This window comes from Knoellia altitudinis, assembly GCF_042666355.1.
GTDB lineage: Bacteria > Actinomycetota > Actinomycetes > Actinomycetales > Dermatophilaceae > Knoellia > Knoellia altitudinis.
This window is the reverse complement of the sequence record NZ_JBHTDK010000002.1, coordinates 455281-470406: the sequence shown is the minus strand read 5'-3', so window position 1 is coordinate 470406 and position 15126 is coordinate 455281. Positions and strand designations below refer to the sequence as shown.

The window sequence follows — 15126 nt, the reverse complement described above, 5'->3', positions numbered from 1 at the left end:
GGGGCCAGTCGAGCCGAGGAGGCCCCGATGACCGAGTTCACCCCTCCACCCACGAGCGATGCCGTGCGCCGTCTCGAGGGCACGGTCACCGACCTGCGTTCGCAGGTCAACACCGTGTCCGCGCAGAACGAGCGCCTCGTGCGCACGCTCCGCGACGCCCGCGACCAGATCGTCACGCTCAAGACCGAGGTCGACCGGCTGGGTCAGCCGCCGTCCGGCTACGGCATCGTCCTTGAAACGTTCGGCGACAAGACGGTCGACGTCCTCACGGGTGGCCGCAAGATGCACGTCGCGGTGAGCCCGACGATCGAGGCGGGCGAGATCGAGGTCGGCCGCGAGGTCATGCTCAACGAGGCCATGAACGTCGTGGCCGTCCACGGCTTCGAGCGGGCCGGCGAGGTCGTCCAGCTCAAGGAGCTGCTCGAGGACGACCGCGTGCTCGTCCTGTCGCGCGCCGACGAGGAGCGGGTATGCCGTGTGGCCGCCTCCCTCAAGGACGTCAAGCTGCGCGTCGGTGACGCCCTCCTGCTCGAGCCCCGCAGTGCCTTCGTCTACGAGCAGATCCCGCGGGCCGAGGTCGCGGACCTCGTCCTCGAGGAGGTGCCGGACATCGCCTACGACGACATCGGCGGTCTCGGCAGCCAGATCGAGCTCATCCGTGACGCGGTCGAGCTGCCCTACCTCCACCCGGACCTCTTCACCGAGCACCACCTCAAGCCGCCCAAGGGCGTGCTGCTCTACGGTCCGCCCGGCTGCGGCAAGACGATGATCGCCAAGGCGGTCGCGGCGTCGCTGTCCCGCAAGATCGCCGAGAAGGAGGGGCGGGCACCGGGCAAGAGCTACTTCCTCAACATCAAGGGTCCCGAGCTGCTCAACAAGTACGTCGGTGAGACCGAGCGGCACATCCGCCTCATCTTCCAGCGCGCCCGCGAGAAGTCGTCCGAGGGCTTCCCGGTCGTCGTGTTCTTCGACGAGATGGACAGCCTCTTCCGCACCCGCGGGTCCGGCGTCTCCAGCGACGTCGAGACGACGATCGTCCCGCAGCTCCTCAGCGAGATCGACGGCGTCGAGGGCCTCGAGAACGTCATCGTCATCGGTGCCAGCAACCGCGAGGACATGATCGACCCTGCGATCCTGCGGCCCGGACGCCTCGACGTGAAGATCAAGATCGAGCGCCCGGATGCCCAGGCCTCGACCGAGATCTTCGCGAAGTACCTCACGGCCGACCTGCCGCTGCACGCGGATGACCTGGCCGAGAACGGCGGGTCGCCCGAGGCCACGGTCGACGCGATGACCGAGGCCGTCGTGACTCGCATGTATGCCGAGGACGAGGACAACGAGTTTCTCGAGGTGACGTATGCCGGCGGCGACAAGGAGGTCCTCTACTTCAAGGACTTCAACAGCGGCGCGATGATCCAGAACATCGTCGACCGCGCCAAGAAGATGGCCATCAAGGACTTCCTCCTGACCGGTCACCGAGGCCTGCGCGTCGACCACCTGCTGCAGAGCTGCGTCGACGAGTTCAAGGAGAACGAGGACCTGCCCAACACCACCAACCCCGACGACTGGGCACGGATCTCGGGCAAGAAGGGCGAGCGCATCGTCTACATCCGCACGCTCATCAAGACCAAGGAAGGCAACGAGCCGGGCCGGTCGATCTCGACCATCGCCAACACCGGTCAGTACCTCTAGGTCAGTCCAAGTCCGCCGCTTTGGTAGAACGGGCCCATGGCGCACCTCATCACCGAAGACAACCTCGGGGCTTGGCTCATCAAGTGCGATCCCGAGCTCAACTCCGACGTGCCGCGACAGATCGGCCAGCCCGGGACCGGTGTCGTCACGACATGGTGCGTCGCGAGGAACTACCGCAGCCGGATGATGAAGCCCGGAGACCGAGCCATCCTCTGGGTCTCGGGCAACGGCCGACGTCTGACGCGTGGCATCTGGGGCGTGGGCTGGGTCACGGGGCACGTGCAGGACACTGACGCCGAGTCCGGGCTCCCTGTCGCAAACCAGGTCTCGCTCGACATCTCCCTCTTCGAGAGAGGAGCCGAGCTGTCCTCGACGGAGCTCCTCGGCGTGGGCATCACCGACCTCGAAGTCCAGAAGCAAGCCCACATGTCGAACCCCTCTTGGGTGACAAAAGACCAGCTGGCCCGGATCGAGGTGTTGCTCCCCCCTTGGCCGGACCACGTTGGGCCGGGGGAGGGGATCCCGACCAGCGACCCGGGACCCGGCCTCGGCAACCCAATTCACACACAATAGGCCGCGCGACAGGGGGCTCGTCGACCCAACCTCCCGGATCGCGGCATGTCCGGGCGCTCGGCTCCGCGTCATTCGCGGCGGAAAGACGCGGTCCGTGTGCCTTCCATCGCCAGATCCGACCTGGTGAACGCTGGGGCGTGTCGGCGCAGCGTCAGTCCAGGAGGCGGGCGACGAGACGCCAGCCGAGCATCGTTACCCCGAGGAAGACCGTCGCCACGACGACGAACGACGGAGCCGTGCCGGTCGCAGCCAACCGACGGAAGAGCATCCCGACCGCGACCGTGGCCACGACGACGATGACACCGAACTGCCACGACCGGGGCGAGGCGTCCAGGGTGAGCGACGCGACGAGATAGCCGGCGGCGGTGCCGCAAAGGAACGGCGCTGCGGTCTCGAGGACGCCGGCGAAGGTGATGCCGTGCGCGTGGGAACGTCGCCCCACGAGGGCGAAGACCACGACGGCGAGGAGGTCGAGGACAGGCGCGATGAGCCGGCTCATCGCCGTCAGCCACCCACCTTGTCGAAGAGCGAGCCCTGGGGTGGTGCGTGGGTCGGGTCGACGCCGTCGAAGAGGATGCTCACCGACTCACCGCCGTGAATTCGGGCGATCGCCTCGGCGAAGAGACCAGAGACGGTGCGGACCTGGAGCTCCGGCCAGTCGCTCGGCGCGGGCACCGTGTCGGTGGTGACGATCTGGCTCACCATGGGGTGGCCCCGCAGTCGCTCGACTGCCTTGCCCGCGAAGAGCCCGTGGGTGCACGCCACCGCGGCCTCGGTGACCCCGAAGTCGGCGAGGCGGTCGAGCAGCTCGAGGATCGAGCCACCCGTCGCGATCTCGTCGTCGAGGACGATGGCGCGCTTGCCCCGGACGTCACCGACGATCGAGTCGATGACGACCTTGTCGTCGCTCTGCCGCTGCTTGCTGCCGGCGGCCACCGGAAGGCCGAGGAGGCGCGAGAACTGGGTCGCCTCCTTGGCGTTGCCGAGGTCGGGGGAGATGACGACCGAGTTCGTGAGGTCGGTGCCACGGAAGTGGTCGGCGAGCACGCCGAGGGCGGTGAGGTGGTCGACGGGGACCGAGAAGAAGCCGTGCACCTGCGGGGCGTGAAGGTTCATCGTGAGCACCCGGTGGGCGCCGGCGGTCGAGATGAGGTCGGCAACGAGCCGCCCGCCGAGCGAGATGCGCGACGCATCCTTCTTGTCGGAGCGCGCATAGGCGAAGTGGGGGATGACCGCAGTGATCTGGGCCGCGGACGCACCACGCGCCGCGTCGATCATCAGGAGCAGCTCCATGAGGTGCTCCTGCGTCGGAGGCACGAGCGGCTGGATGATGTAGACGTCGCGCTGGCGGCAGTTCGCCAGGAGCTGAGCTTGGAGGCAGTCGTTGCTGAAGCGCTTGCTCTCGCTGCGTGACAGCGGAACTCCCAGCTTGTCGCAGATGCGGGAGGCGAGAGTCTGGTGGGCACTGCCGGAGAAGACCACGATCTCGCGCATGGGTCGACCCTAGGCCAGAGCCCCGGTCAGGTGGCGGCGGAGTTCACTGACGAGCTCCCAGCGCTGCTGTGGGCCCGCAGCACTGGCGCCCGGGAAGCTCGCGAAACCGTGCGGAACCCGAAGGTAGTTCGTGTGGCGCACCTGGACACCAGCGGAACGGAGCGCAGCGGCATACCGGACTCCGTCGTCCCGGATCGGGTCGAGGTCCGCCGTCTGGATGAGCGCGGGCGGCAGCCCGGACAGCTCGCCGAAGAGCGGCGAGACCAGCGGGTCGGTGAGGTCCTGCCCGCCGGCATACAGCTCCCGGAACGCAAGGATCGAGGCCTTGGTGAGGATGGGTGCGTTGGCGTGCTCGTCGATGGACGGCGACTGCATGGTCAGGTCGGTGGCCGGATAGATGAGCGCCTGGTGGCGGATCCAGTCGGCGCCGCGCGCGTGGACGACCTGGGCCACGACAGCCGCCAGGTGACCGCCCGCCGAGTCCCCACACACCGCCAGCCGGTGGGCATCGGCCCGCAGCACGTCGGACTGGGCCGCGATCCAGGTCGTCGCGTCCACCGCGTCGTGGACCCCCGTCGGCGACGGGCTCTCGGGCGCCAACCGGTAGTCGACGCTCACGACCACGGCGCCGACCTCGGCCGCCAGCTGCGTGCAGATGGGGTCGTAGTTCACGACGTTGCCGAGGACCCAGCCGCCGCCGTGGAACCAGACGATGACGGGAACGTCGGTCTGCACGTCCCGAATCGCGCGCGGACGATAGATGCGCAGGGGATCTCGTAGCCGTCCCGGGCCGGCGCCGTCCCGAAGGTGATGCCGACAGCGGGGTCGGCCCGGCCGGTGACCCAGGACCAGGGCGGCTTCGTGGGATAGGTCCGGGCGCGGGCCAGGTGTCGTTCCGTCTCGGTCATCCGCTCGACCGGCACCCTCAGGCGGTCCGCGACGGCGACGGTCACGGTGGTGAGCGGAGACATCCCGCGATAGGAGCGCATGCCGGGAGTATGCCGTGGGGCCTGCGCGGCGCCGGGCATGGTTTCCTTGCACGCATGTCCCGATTCCTCTCCGTCGCGGGTGCGCGATGACCGTCCGGCGCGTCATGGGTATCGAGACGGAGTACGGCATCTCGGTCCCCGGTTCACCGACGGCCAACCCCATGGTCCTGTCCGGGGACGTCGTGACGACGTATGCCGCGAGCCGGGGGATCCGTCCGGCGCAGGCGTCGTGGGACTACGCCGACGAGACGCCGCTGCACGACGCCCGCGGCTTCGACATGGGCAGGGGAGCGGCCCACCCGAGCCAGCTCACCGACATCGAGGACCCGACGATGGCCAACGTCGTCCTCACCAACGGAGCGCGTCTGTACGTCGACCACGCCCACCCGGAGTACTCGTCGCCCGAGGTGACGAACCCGCGCGACGCCGTCGTCTGGGACAAGGCCGGAGAGCTCGTGATGCGCGAGGCCGTGCACCGTCTCGCGACCGTCCCGCCGGGGGTCAACCTCTACAAGAACAACACCGACGGCAAGGGCGCGTCCTACGGCACGCACGAGAACTACCTCATGTCGCGCCGCACACCCTTCTCCCGGATCATCGCCCAGCTGACGCCCTTCTTCGTCGTGCGCCAGGTCATGGCCGGGTCCGGTCGGGTCGGCATCGGCGTCGACTCGCGCACCGCCGGCTACCAGCTGGCCCAGCGCAGCGACTTCTTCGAGACCGAGGTCGGGCTCGAGACCACGCTCAAGCGACCGATCATCAACACCCGCGACGAGCCGCACGCCGTGGCCGACCTCTATCGCCGCCTGCACGTCATCCTCGGCGATGCCAACCACTGCGACGTGGCCAACCTCGTCAAGATGGGCTCCACCTCGCTCGTCCTGGCCATGATCGAGGACGACGCGTTCCGGACCGAGCTCAGCATCAGGTCGCCCGTGCGCACCCTCCAGGCCGTCAGCCACGACCCCAGCCTCCAGTCGACGATCGAGCTCACCGACGGCCGCTCGATCCGTCCGGTCGAGCTGCTGCGCACCTTCCACGAGCTGGCCGCGTCCTACGTCGACGACAAGTGGGGGAGCGACGTCGACGCCGAGACCACCGAGGTCCTGCACTGGTGGGACACGGTGCTGACCGCTCTCGAGGGCGACCCGATGGACGCGCGTCGATGGGTCGACTGGGTGGCCAAGCTGTCCGTCCTCGAGGGCTACCGCGAGCGTGACTCCCTCGGCTGGGGCGACCCGCGGCTCAAGGCCGTGGACATCCAGTGGTCCGACGTGCGCGCCGACCGGGGCCTGGCCCACCGACTGGCGGCGACCGGTCGCGTCGACGTGCTCGTGCCCGAGGCCGAAGCCACCCGAGCGATGGACGAGGCACCCGAGGACACGAGGGCGTGGTTCCGCGGGGCGTGCCTGCGCAAGTTCCCCGAGTCGGTCGTCGCCGCGTCGTGGGACTCCGTCGTCGTCGAGGTGCCCGGCGAGCGCTCCCTTCAGCGCATCCCCATCCTCGAACCCCTGCGCGGCACGAAGGACGCTGTGGGCGATCTCGTCGACGGGGCGCCCGACATCCGGTCGCTCCTCGAGTCCCTGGCCGCGGTCGAGAGGAGCGCCGACTAGGCTCGGACGTGCAGGCACCGTGACGGTGCCTCACGTGACACGAGGAGGAGCCCATGGCCGGCCAGGAGCAGATCAAGCCAGGTCGACGGGACGACGGTCCGGACGACGCGCCCGCGCCCGCAGCGGCGCCCGCGGCCCAGGTCGCCGACACCGACATCGACGACATCCTCGACGAGATCGACGGCGTCCTCGAGACCAACGCCGAGGAGTTCGTGCGTGGTTTCGTCCAGAAGGGCGGCCAGTGAGCTCCCTGTCTGACAGCGGTCGTCTCCCCGCGGCATACCTGCGCACGGGTTCTGCCTCGTTCACCGAGTTCGTCGCGGAGCACGAGCCGAGTCTCATCCCCTCACGCCGTGGGCTGCCGCCGGGAGCGACGATCGACGCCCCGCACGGCACGACGATCGTCACGCTGACCTATGACGGCGGCGTCCTCATGGCCGGTGACCGGCGCGCGACGATGGGCAACCTCATCGCCAACCGCGACATGGAGAAGGTCTTCGCGACCGACGAGTTCTCCGTCGTGGGCATCGCCGGCACCGCAGGTCTCGCGATCGAGCTCGTCCGACTCTTCCAGGTCGAGCTCGAGCACTACGAGAAGATTGAGGGCACGCTCATGTCCCTCGAGGGCAAGGCCAACCGGCTCGCCTCGATGATCCGCGGCAACCTCGCCATGGCCATGCAGGGCCTGAGCGTCGTGCCGGTCTTCGCCGGCTTCGACCACCAGGACGGGATCGGCCGGATCTTCTCCTACGACGTCACCGGCGGGTGCTACGAGGAGCACGACCACCACAGCGTCGGCTCGGGCTCGCTCTTCGCCCGTGGCGCCCTCAAGAAGCTCTACAGTCCGGGCATGCCGAGCGATGAGGCCGTCCGGATCGCCGTCGAGGCCCTCTGGGACGCGGCCGACGACGACTCGGCCACCGGTGGCCCGGACGTCGGTCGGCGGATCTGGCCGACCGTCGCGCTCGTCGACGCGGACGGGGCGCGCTTCGTGCCCGACGACGGGGTCGCCCCCGTGGTCGACGCCATCGTGGCCGACCGCCGGGGCAATCCCGGCGGACGACGCGGGGGAGGTGCCTCATGACCGCGGGTATGCCGTTCTACGTCTCGCCCGAGCAGCTCATGAAGGACCGCGCCGACTTCGCCCGCAAGGGCATCGCTCGTGGTCGGTCGGTCGTCGTCCTCGGCTACGACCACGGCATCGCCTTCGTCGCCGAGAACCGCTCACGAAGCCTGCACAAGATCGGCGAGATCTATGACCGGATCGCGTTCGCGGCGGTCGGCAAGTACAACGAGTTCGAGAACCTGCGCGTTGCCGGCGTCCGGTATGCCGACCTGCGCGGTTACTCCTACGACCGCAGCGATGTGACCGCCCGAGGTCTTGCCAACGCCTACGCGCAGACGCTCGGGACGGTCTTCACCCAGGAGTCCAAGCCCTACGAGGTCGAGATCGTCGTCGCCGAGGTCGGCAACGACGTCGAGGACGACCAGATCTACCGACTCACCTATGACGGCTCCGTCGCCGACGAGCGCGGCCTCGTCGCCATGGGTGGGGCGTCCGAGCAGATCGAGGAGCGCCTCACCGAGCAGTGGCAGCCCGGCCTGACCCTCGCCCAGGCACTGCAGCTTGCGGTGGCGGGTCTGGCCCACGACCCCGCTGGTGGAGCCGACCGGGAGCTTGGACCTGACGCCCTTGAGGTGGCCGTGCTCGACCGCACGAGGTCTCGGCGCACCTTCCGTCGCATCAACGGAGCGCTGCTCGGTCAGCTCCTGTCCGAGGACGACCCGACCGACGACGCACCCCCCGTCGACCACGACTCCCCGCGCCAAGCAGCGAGCAACCCGCAGACGCAGCGCCACGGCGACGAGCCGACACCCGACTCCGACTAGTCGCCCGGTCCGCAGCTTCGGGGTCCAGGCCCCGAAGCTGCGGAACGCAGGCCGTGTCAGTGCTTGTGCAGCTGGGCCCACTCGCGCTTGGTGAGCTCGCGCAGGCCGTCCGTCGTGGTGGCCACGCGGCTACCGGCACCGCCGACAAGGCCACCGCCGAAGACGATGTTGTCCCAGTTGTCCTGGGCGGTCAGCGTCGTCTGGCTGCCGCTGCGGTTGATGTCCGTGGCCACCGGGTTGTCGACGGTGTCGTTGTCGCAGTTCCAGTCGATGGGGTTGCTCGCCGCGCCCGCCGACGTCTGCTTGGTCGTGCCGCAGTACCAAGCGGTGCGGTACTTCGATGCGGTGGCGCCCAGCCCGGTCGGTTCGGCCAGCGCGCTCTCGTTGAGGCTGACCGCGGCAGTGTCGGAGTAGCTGAACGAGGAGCCGCCCGCGGCCAGGGGCACGCCGCCGAACTGGAAGGTGTAGTTCATGACGCTGAGGTAGTTCGGCTTGTAGTTCACGTGGTCGGTGCCGCCGTGCTTGAGACCGAGGCCGTGGCCGAGCTCGTGCAGGAAGGTCCCCACCTGCATGTCCTCAGTGGGACTCCAGGCGCAGCGCGGCCCCATCGTCACGATGAACGTGTCCGCGGGGATGCCGAGCGCGAGACCGCTGCTGCACGAGCGGTCGTAGTCGTCTGCCCAGAGCATGTAGTAGAAGACCGAGGAGCGAACCGAGGCGAAGTTCTTGGCCTTGATCGCGTTCGTCTCGCGTGAGGCGGGCGAGAGGTTGGCGTCGTAGGTGACCTGGTTGCCCCCGCCGAGGTTGTGCGCGGCGCCCCCGGCCGAGCCGGCGTCGAGGTGGATCGTGATGCCGGTCGTGCCGTCGGGGTTGCTGACGGGCGCGCTCGCGAAGCTCTGGACGATCCGGTCGAACGCGGTGGTGCGGGGCAGCCGGCCCTGCATGTAGTCCATCTCGACGAAGACGTCCTTGCGCTGCGGGTTCGCGCCCATCGCGGGGAGGTCGACGTCGATGGTTCCGTTGCCGTCCGCGTCGTAGCCCTGCGTCTCCCAGGCGTCGGGAAGGCTGTCTCCGTCGCTGTCGGTCCCGGCGACGGTGGACGTCACAGGGGCCGCAGGCTTGGCCGAGGCGGTCGGCAGGGCGAGAGCCCCACCTGCCACGCTGGCGACGAGGGACAGGGCGAGGGCAGTCGCGGGGGTGCGGCCCAGGGAACGGATCACGATGTTCGGCCTTTCAGCGAAGGGATGTGGCTCGTCCGATGATGGAGAGTCCGCATCGTCCTGGGCGCCCCTTGGCGGGTATGGACTCGGTCAAGACTTGGTATGCCGGCCAGACAGCTCCTCTGCGGAGCCGCTCAGGCGGTGGGGAGCTTGGCCCCGAGCCACGCCACGGTCTTGGCCCAGGCCTCCTGTGACGCACCCTCGTGGTGGAACATCGGCGACGGGTTGTCGAAGGCGTGGCCGGCGCCCGGGTGGACCACGAACGTGACGTCGTCGTTGGCGCCGGTGACAGCCTGCTCGATCTCGCGAACGGTGTCGACCGGGATGTAGTCGTCGCTGTCCCCGAAGTGGTGCAGGCTCGGCGTCGTGACCTCGGGTGCGAGCCCCAGCAGCGACGGGAGCGCGGATCCGTAGTAGCTCACCAGGGCGTCGGGCTTCGAATCCGCCACTGCCGCAACGTTGAAGGCGAGTCCACCGCCGAAGCAGAAGCCGAGGAGACCGACGCCACCCGTCACCGCTGGGTGGTCGCGTAGGGCGCTCAGCGCGGCAACCCCGTCGGCCACGGCGCCGTCCCAGTCGAGCTCCTCGAGCAGGCCCATCGCCTGGGGGAGCCCGTCGCCGCCTTCCTCGACGACCGGGTCGCCGAGCCGTCCGTAGAAGTGCGGCACGAGCACGACGTAGCCGAGGTCGACGAGGTCCTGCGCCCGCGAGCGGATGTAGTCGGTCACCCCGAAGATCTCCTGGAAGAGCACGATCCCCGGTCCGGAGCCGGACGCGGGGATCAGCAGGTCTGCGGGGACGTCGAGCTCGATCGATGGGGTCATGGGACAAAACGTATGCCGTGCGCTCCGGGAGGGGAGCGCACGGCATACGGCGAGCTTGTCCGGTCAGGCGGTGGGGGCTGCGGCGTAGCGGAGGTAGGGCTTGACCTCTTCGACCTCACCGAACTTGTCGCGGGCGTCCTCGGTGGACACGGTCGGCGCGACGATGACGCGCTCACCCGGCTGCCAGTCGGCGGGGGTCGAGAACGGTCCGGAGTCGTTGACCTGGAGGGCGTCGAGGGCGCGCAGGACCTCGTCGAAGTTGCGGCCGGCGCTCTTGGGGTAGGTCAGGGAGAGGCGGACCTTGCCCTTGGGGTCGATGAGGAAGACCGAGCGCACGCTCGAGGTGTCGCCCTCGCCGGGGTGGATCATGTCGTAGAGCTCGGCGACCTTGCGGTCCTTGTCGGCGACGATCGGGTAGGTCACGGCGGAGCCGCCGACCTCCTCGATGTCCTTCTTCCAGGCCTGGTGGTCCTCGATCGCGTCGACGGAGACGGCGAGCACCTTGGCGTCGCGCTTGGCCCACTCGTCCTTGAGCGCCGCGACGCGGCCGAGCTCGGTGGTGCAGACGGGGGTGAAGTCGGCCGGGTGGCTGAAGAGGACGGCCCAGCCGTCGCCCTTCCAGTCGTGGAAGCTGATCTCACCCTCGGTGGTCTCAGCCGTGAAGTCGGGGGCGTTGTCGCCGAGACGCAGCGTGGCCATGGATCGGTCCTCTCGTCGGTAACACGAAGTTGTCAGATCCCTAACATGCCGTTAAGTCCCGCATGGTGGAGCCGACGTTTCGGATGCTGGACGCCGCTCTTCGCGGCGCGACCGTCAGGGAGAGGGCAGACGGCGCCGCGCGACTAGGGTGACGCCATGGACCGACGGATCTTCGGGATCGAGAACGAGTACGGCATCACGGCCTCGTCCGAGGGTCAGCGCACGCTCACGCCCGACGAGGTCGCCCGCTACCTCTTCCGCAAGGTCGTGGCCTGGGGCCGCTCGAGCAACGTCTTCCTCGCCAACGGGTCCCGGCTCTATCTCGACGTGGGCAGCCACCCTGAGTACGCCACGGCAGAGTGCGACTCGCTGCGCCAGCTGGTCGCTCACGACCGTGCGGGGGAGCGGGTCGTCGAGGGTCTGGTCGCCGACGCGGAGGCACGCCTGCGGGAGGACGGCGTGCGCGGCGACATCTACGTCTTCAAGAACAACACCGACTCGGCCGGCAACTCCTACGGCTGCCACGAGAACTACCTCGTCGGGCGCGCCGGCGACTTCCAGGTCTTCTCGGACGCGCTGCTGCCGTTCCTCATCAGCCGCCAGATCATCTGCGGCGCCGGCAAGCTCGTGCGCACCTCCAAGGGCGTGGAGTATGCCGTGAGCCAGCGGGCGGACCACATCTGGGAGGGCGTGTCGTCGGCGACGACCCGCAGCCGTCCGATCATCAACACCCGCGACGAGCCCCACGCCGACGCCGAGCACTACCGGCGCCTGCACGTCATCGTCGGCGACTCCAACATGAGCGAGACGACGACCCTGCTCAAGGTGGGCTCGTGCGACCTCGTGCTGCGGATGATCGAGGACGAGGTCGTGATGCGCGACCTCACCCTCGAGAACCCGATCCGGGCCATCCGCGAGATCAGCCACGACATGACCGGCCGGCGACTCGTGCGCCTGGCCAACGGACGTGAGCTGAGCGCCCTGGACCTGCAACGTGAATACCTGACTGCCGCAACGGCATACGTCGAGCGTGAAGGCACGAGCGACCCCGATCACAAGACGGTCCTCGACCTCTGGGAGCGCACCCTCGACGCGGTGGAGTCGGGCAACCACAGCAAGGTCGACACCGAGATCGACTGGATGATCAAGCACAGGCTGCTCAGCGACTACGCCACCAGGCACAGCCTCGACCTCGACCACCCGCGGCTCGCCCAGATCGACCTCGCCTACCACGACGTCAACCGGCGGCGTGGGCTGTTCTACCTGCTGCAGGCGCGGGGGAGGGCGGCGCGAGCCGTCACGGATCCCGAGATCTTCGAGGCCAAGGTCAAGCCGCCGCCCACGACCCGGGCCAAGCTGCGCGGTGACTTCATCCGGGCGGCCCAGGAGCACCGGCGCGACTTCACGGTCGACTGGGTCCACCTCAAGCTCAACGACCAGGCGCAGCGCACGGTCCTGTGCAAGGACCCGTTCCGCAACGAGGATCCGCGCGTCGAGCGGCTCATCGCGGGCATGTGACCCGGGCACGGGATTCAGGAAAGGGTCAGGTCGTCTGGTTATGGTGGCCCCTTCCCAGCCACCGCTGAAATCTGAGGTATCACCTGTGTCCCGCCCCCGTTTCGCACCCCTCGCCGCCGCTCTCGTCGTGGGTGTCGTGGCCCTCGCAGGCTGCGGCGACTCCTCCGGCGAGTCCGCCAGCGACGCGAAGGCCGACGCCGGTCCGCTCGCCTCCGTCAAGGTCGAGGGGACGGACCCGGCCAAGGAGCCGACCGTCACGCTCGGGACCAAGCCGCTCAAGCTCACCGGTGAGACCAAGCGCGTCATCACCGAGGGCGAGGGCCAGGCCGCCGGCAAGACCGACATGCTCGCGATCAAGGCCCAGATCGTCAACGGCACCGACGGCAAGACCGTCACCAGCACCTGGAAGGAGAGCCAGACGCTCGGCATCGACCTGACCGACCAGAAGATGCTGCCCCTCTTCACGTCCCAGCTGCCCGGCTCCAAGCCCGGAGCACGTGTTCTCATCGGTGCCAAGACCTCCGACGTCTACGGCCCCCAGGGCAACGAGGGCCTCGGCCTCAAGCCCGAGGACCCCATGGTGTTCGTCGTCGACGTCGTCAAGGTCGTGGCGCCGTCCAAGGAGGCCACCGGAGCCGCCGTGGCCCCCAAGGCCGGTCTGCCCACGGTCAAGTGGAACCCCGGCAAGGCCGCGACCATCGCGATGCCCAAGACCACCCCGCCCAAGACCCTCGTCAGCCAGCCGCTCATCACGGGCAAGGGAGCCAAGGTCACCAAGGGCCAGACGCTGCGCGTGGCCTACACCGGCGCCCTCTGGGGCAGCGGCAAGGTCTTCGACAGCAACGCGACCGGCTTCCCGACCCCCATCGGCGTCGGCGCGGTCGTGCCCGGCTGGGACAAGTCCTTGGTCGGCCAGCCCGTCGGCAGCCGCGTCATGCTCGTCGTCCCGCCCGCCGACGGCTATGGCGCGCAGGGTCAGGGCGAGATCAAGGGCACTGACACGATGGTCTTCGTCGTCGACATCCTCGGCGCCGTCTGAGCAGCATCACCGCGCTGGACCTCGCACGACCCCTGCACCATCCCCTGACCGCACCTCCGGAAGGACTCCCCATGGGTTTCGACCCCGCCACGACCAAGCCTGAGATCGACTTCCCGGGCGATGCAGCACCCACCGAGCTCGTCACCGAGGACCTCACCGTCGGAGACGGCGCCGAGGCCACGGTCGGCTCGACGATCTCGGCCCACTACGTCGGTGTCGCCCACTCGACCGGCGAGGAGTTCGACGCCTCGTGGAACCGCGGCGAGCCCCTGACCTTCCGTCTCGGCGTCGGTCAGGTCATCCGCGGTTGGGACGACGGCATCGTCGGGATGAAGGAGGGCGGCCGCCGGCGCCTGCTCATCCCCAGCGAGCTGGCCTACGGCGAGCGCGGCGCGGGCGGCGTCATCAAGCCCGGCGAGAGCCTGATCTTCGTCGTGGACCTCGTCAGCGTTCGCTGACCAGCTGCGCCGCGCACACACCGGCGACGGCGCTGACGACGAACGCAGCGAGGTCCTCCTCGAGACCACGCCCCATCGTCGACAGCCTGACCGGGGTCTGACGCAGCGCCTCCAGCACACCCTCCGTGCCGATCTCGACGACGTCGAGGTCGGCACGGCTGTGTGCGGCCAGCTCGGCTGCCTGCCTGCGGACGAGGGCGGCCAGCTCGCCGCCGCCCGCGAGGATGGGCAGGATCGCGGGGGAGAGCAAGGCCTTCCCGTATGCCGTGGCGCTGTGGTGCGAGATCCCGCGGTGCCGTGGGCGTGGGTCACCTCCCGAGACGCGCAGCGCCGCGATGGAGGTGCCGCCCAGCACATGGGTGGCGTGCAGCGCCTCCGCGGCGGCGACGCCCGAGTAGCCCCACGGGGTGCCCGTGCCGACGTTGCCCGGGCCCTGGACGACGACCGTGACGTCGGCCTCGACGACGTGCCGGGCCGCAAGCAGGCCGCTGTGGAGCGAGACGGCCTCGTGGTCGCCGCCGAACGTCTGGCCGACGGTGAGGGTCGCGGCCAGCCAGCCCGCCTCCTTGAGCCCGGCCACGGCCCGTGAGAACGCGATGGGGAGTGCGCCGCCGTCCGTCATGACGTAGGCGACCCGGGCGTCCGGCCGCACCAGGCGCACGCCGGCGATGATCGCCGGCAGGGCGGAGTGCAGGTCGGCGGCGACGACCGGCATGCCGTCGAGGGAGTCGGCGTCGAGGAGGACGTCGTGGTGGATGCTGTCCTGCTCGTCGACCGCGAGGAACATCTGCTGCTGCGGGGTGTAGCGCGCCTTGACGATGTGCCCGAGCGAGTCGGGTGCGTCCTGCGGGAGGCGGTCCGGGATGGCGACGATGAACGCCAGGCCACCAGTGCCCAAACCCTTGAGCAGGGCCGAGGCGTTGAGGACCACCCGGTCGCCGGGCTCGGGACGCCCGACCATCGCCGTGTAGGCGAGGGCACGCACCTCCGAACCGGTGTCACCAGCGGAAGTCAGCCTCACGGCATACTCCACCGCTCCCGGCCATTCACCGGTCGTCTCGACGACCACGCCCTCGCGCCACTGCATCACGAGGTGCAGGCTATCGAGTAGCGTCGG

16 protein-coding genes are annotated in these 15126 nt (G+C 69.2%); 9 read left to right on the top strand and 7 right to left on the bottom strand.

Features of this window, described 5'->3' with window-relative positions:
* Positions 1-27 precede the first annotated feature (27 nt).
* Both arc and ACFQW8_RS16995 read left to right on the top strand, forming a co-directional pair.
* A complete protein-coding gene (gene arc / locus ACFQW8_RS17000) occupies positions 28-1692 on the top strand; it encodes a proteasome ATPase (protein ID WP_380089418.1) in 1665 nt (554 codons plus the stop codon).
* Between the two features lie 36 nt (positions 1693-1728).
* Positions 1729-2265: a hypothetical protein gene (locus ACFQW8_RS16995; protein WP_380089416.1), complete on the top strand. Its 537-nt coding sequence runs from the start codon at positions 1729-1731 to the stop codon at positions 2263-2265.
* 151 nt (positions 2266-2416) lie between these two features.
* Here the strand turns inward: ACFQW8_RS16995 and ACFQW8_RS16990 are convergent, their stop codons facing one another.
* Genes ACFQW8_RS16990 through ACFQW8_RS16980 form a run of 3 tightly spaced genes read right to left on the bottom strand, consistent with a single transcriptional unit; the run spans position 2417 to position 4494 of the window.
* Positions 2417-2764 carry a DUF3054 domain-containing protein gene (locus ACFQW8_RS16990; protein WP_380089415.1) on the bottom strand — a complete coding sequence of 116 codons (348 nt, stop codon included), beginning with the start codon at positions 2762-2764 and terminating at the stop codon, positions 2417-2419.
* A 5-nt stretch (positions 2765-2769) separates the two neighbouring features.
* Positions 2770-3759: a ribose-phosphate diphosphokinase gene (locus ACFQW8_RS16985; RefSeq protein WP_380089413.1), complete on the bottom strand. Its 990-nt coding sequence runs from the start codon at positions 3757-3759 to the stop codon at positions 2770-2772.
* 9 nt (positions 3760-3768) lie between these two features.
* Positions 3769-4494 carry an alpha/beta hydrolase gene (locus ACFQW8_RS16980; protein ID WP_380089411.1) on the bottom strand — a complete coding sequence of 242 codons (726 nt, stop codon included), beginning with the start codon at positions 4492-4494 and terminating at the stop codon, positions 3769-3771.
* 340 nt (positions 4495-4834) lie between these two features.
* On the opposite strand from ACFQW8_RS16980, the gene dop reads away from it, so the two are divergent.
* Genes dop through prcA form a run of 4 tightly spaced genes read left to right on the top strand, consistent with a single transcriptional unit; the run spans position 4835 to position 8251 of the window.
* Positions 4835-6361, top strand: coding sequence for a depupylase/deamidase Dop (gene dop, locus ACFQW8_RS16975; protein WP_380089409.1), 1527 nt, complete (start codon positions 4835-4837; stop codon positions 6359-6361).
* 53 nt (positions 6362-6414) lie between these two features.
* Positions 6415-6606, top strand: coding sequence for a ubiquitin-like protein Pup (locus tag ACFQW8_RS16970; RefSeq protein WP_380089407.1), 192 nt, complete (start codon positions 6415-6417; stop codon positions 6604-6606).
* Complete coding sequence (prcB, locus tag ACFQW8_RS16965; RefSeq protein ID WP_380089405.1) at positions 6603-7445, top strand: proteasome subunit beta; 843 nt, start codon at positions 6603-6605, stop codon at positions 7443-7445. The genes ACFQW8_RS16970 and prcB overlap by 4 nt, the downstream gene beginning before the upstream one ends.
* On the top strand, positions 7442-8251 hold the full coding sequence (gene prcA, locus ACFQW8_RS16960) for a proteasome subunit alpha (protein ID WP_380089403.1): 810 nt from the start codon (positions 7442-7444) through the stop codon (positions 8249-8251). The genes prcB and prcA overlap by 4 nt, the downstream gene beginning before the upstream one ends.
* Before the next feature lie 56 nt (positions 8252-8307).
* On the opposite strand, the gene ACFQW8_RS16955 is transcribed toward prcA, so the two are convergent.
* The 3 genes from ACFQW8_RS16955 to ACFQW8_RS16945 all read right to left on the bottom strand — a co-directional run bounded on the left by ACFQW8_RS16955 (position 8308) and on the right by ACFQW8_RS16945 (position 10994).
* Entirely contained in the window at positions 8308-9471 is a 1164-nt protein-coding gene (locus tag ACFQW8_RS16955; RefSeq protein ID WP_380089401.1) for a hypothetical protein, read from the bottom strand.
* A gap of 134 nt (positions 9472-9605) precedes the next feature.
* Positions 9606-10295 carry a dienelactone hydrolase family protein gene (locus ACFQW8_RS16950; RefSeq protein ID WP_380089399.1) on the bottom strand — a complete coding sequence of 230 codons (690 nt, stop codon included), beginning with the start codon at positions 10293-10295 and terminating at the stop codon, positions 9606-9608.
* Between the two features lie 63 nt (positions 10296-10358).
* A complete protein-coding gene (locus ACFQW8_RS16945) occupies positions 10359-10994 on the bottom strand; it encodes a peroxiredoxin (protein ID WP_380089397.1) in 636 nt (211 codons plus the stop codon).
* A 156-nt stretch (positions 10995-11150) separates the two neighbouring features.
* Here ACFQW8_RS16945 and pafA point away from each other — a divergent pair, with 156 nt between their 5' ends.
* The 3 genes from pafA to ACFQW8_RS16930 all read left to right on the top strand — a co-directional run bounded on the left by pafA (position 11151) and on the right by ACFQW8_RS16930 (position 14009).
* Entirely contained in the window at positions 11151-12512 is a 1362-nt protein-coding gene (gene pafA / locus ACFQW8_RS16940; RefSeq protein ID WP_380089396.1) for a Pup--protein ligase, read from the top strand.
* An 85-nt stretch (positions 12513-12597) separates the two neighbouring features.
* On the top strand, positions 12598-13551 hold the full coding sequence (locus tag ACFQW8_RS16935; RefSeq protein ID WP_380089394.1) for an FKBP-type peptidyl-prolyl cis-trans isomerase: 954 nt from the start codon (positions 12598-12600) through the stop codon (positions 13549-13551).
* Between the two features lie 71 nt (positions 13552-13622).
* Positions 13623-14009 (top strand): FKBP-type peptidyl-prolyl cis-trans isomerase, encoded by a 387-nt coding sequence (locus ACFQW8_RS16930; RefSeq protein ID WP_380089392.1) that lies wholly within the window; start codon positions 13623-13625, stop codon positions 14007-14009.
* Here the strand turns inward: ACFQW8_RS16930 and ACFQW8_RS16925 are convergent.
* Positions 13996-15099, bottom strand: coding sequence for a DUF3866 family protein (locus tag ACFQW8_RS16925; protein WP_380089390.1), 1104 nt, complete (start codon positions 15097-15099; stop codon positions 13996-13998). The two genes, ACFQW8_RS16930 and ACFQW8_RS16925, sit on opposite strands and share 14 nt — an antisense overlap.
* Between the last annotated feature and the right edge of the window lie 27 nt (positions 15100-15126).

What these genes read in the sequence shown, in the direction of transcription:
- arc (WP_380089418.1), top strand. Translation starts at nt 28, where the DNA reads ATGACCGAGTTCACCCCTCCACCCACGAGCGATGCCGTGCGCCGTCTC.
- ACFQW8_RS16995 (WP_380089416.1), top strand. Translation starts at nt 1,729, where the DNA reads ATGGCGCACCTCATCACCGAAGACAACCTCGGGGCTTGGCTCATCAAG.
- ACFQW8_RS16990 (WP_380089415.1), bottom strand. Translation starts at nt 2,764, where the DNA reads ATGAGCCGGCTCATCGCGCCTGTCCTCGACCTCCTCGCCGTCGTGGTC.
- ACFQW8_RS16985 (WP_380089413.1), bottom strand. Translation starts at nt 3,759, where the DNA reads ATGCGCGAGATCGTGGTCTTCTCCGGCAGTGCCCACCAGACTCTCGCC.
- dop (WP_380089409.1), top strand. Translation starts at nt 4,835, where the DNA reads ATGACCGTCCGGCGCGTCATGGGTATCGAGACGGAGTACGGCATCTCG.
- ACFQW8_RS16970 (WP_380089407.1), top strand. Translation starts at nt 6,415, where the DNA reads ATGGCCGGCCAGGAGCAGATCAAGCCAGGTCGACGGGACGACGGTCCG.
- prcA (WP_380089403.1), top strand. Translation starts at nt 7,442, where the DNA reads ATGACCGCGGGTATGCCGTTCTACGTCTCGCCCGAGCAGCTCATGAAG.
- ACFQW8_RS16950 (WP_380089399.1), bottom strand. Translation starts at nt 10,295, where the DNA reads ATGACCCCATCGATCGAGCTCGACGTCCCCGCAGACCTGCTGATCCCC.
- ACFQW8_RS16945 (WP_380089397.1), bottom strand. Translation starts at nt 10,994, where the DNA reads ATGGCCACGCTGCGTCTCGGCGACAACGCCCCCGACTTCACGGCTGAG.
- pafA (WP_380089396.1), top strand. Translation starts at nt 11,151, where the DNA reads ATGGACCGACGGATCTTCGGGATCGAGAACGAGTACGGCATCACGGCC.
- ACFQW8_RS16930 (WP_380089392.1), top strand. Translation starts at nt 13,623, where the DNA reads ATGGGTTTCGACCCCGCCACGACCAAGCCTGAGATCGACTTCCCGGGC.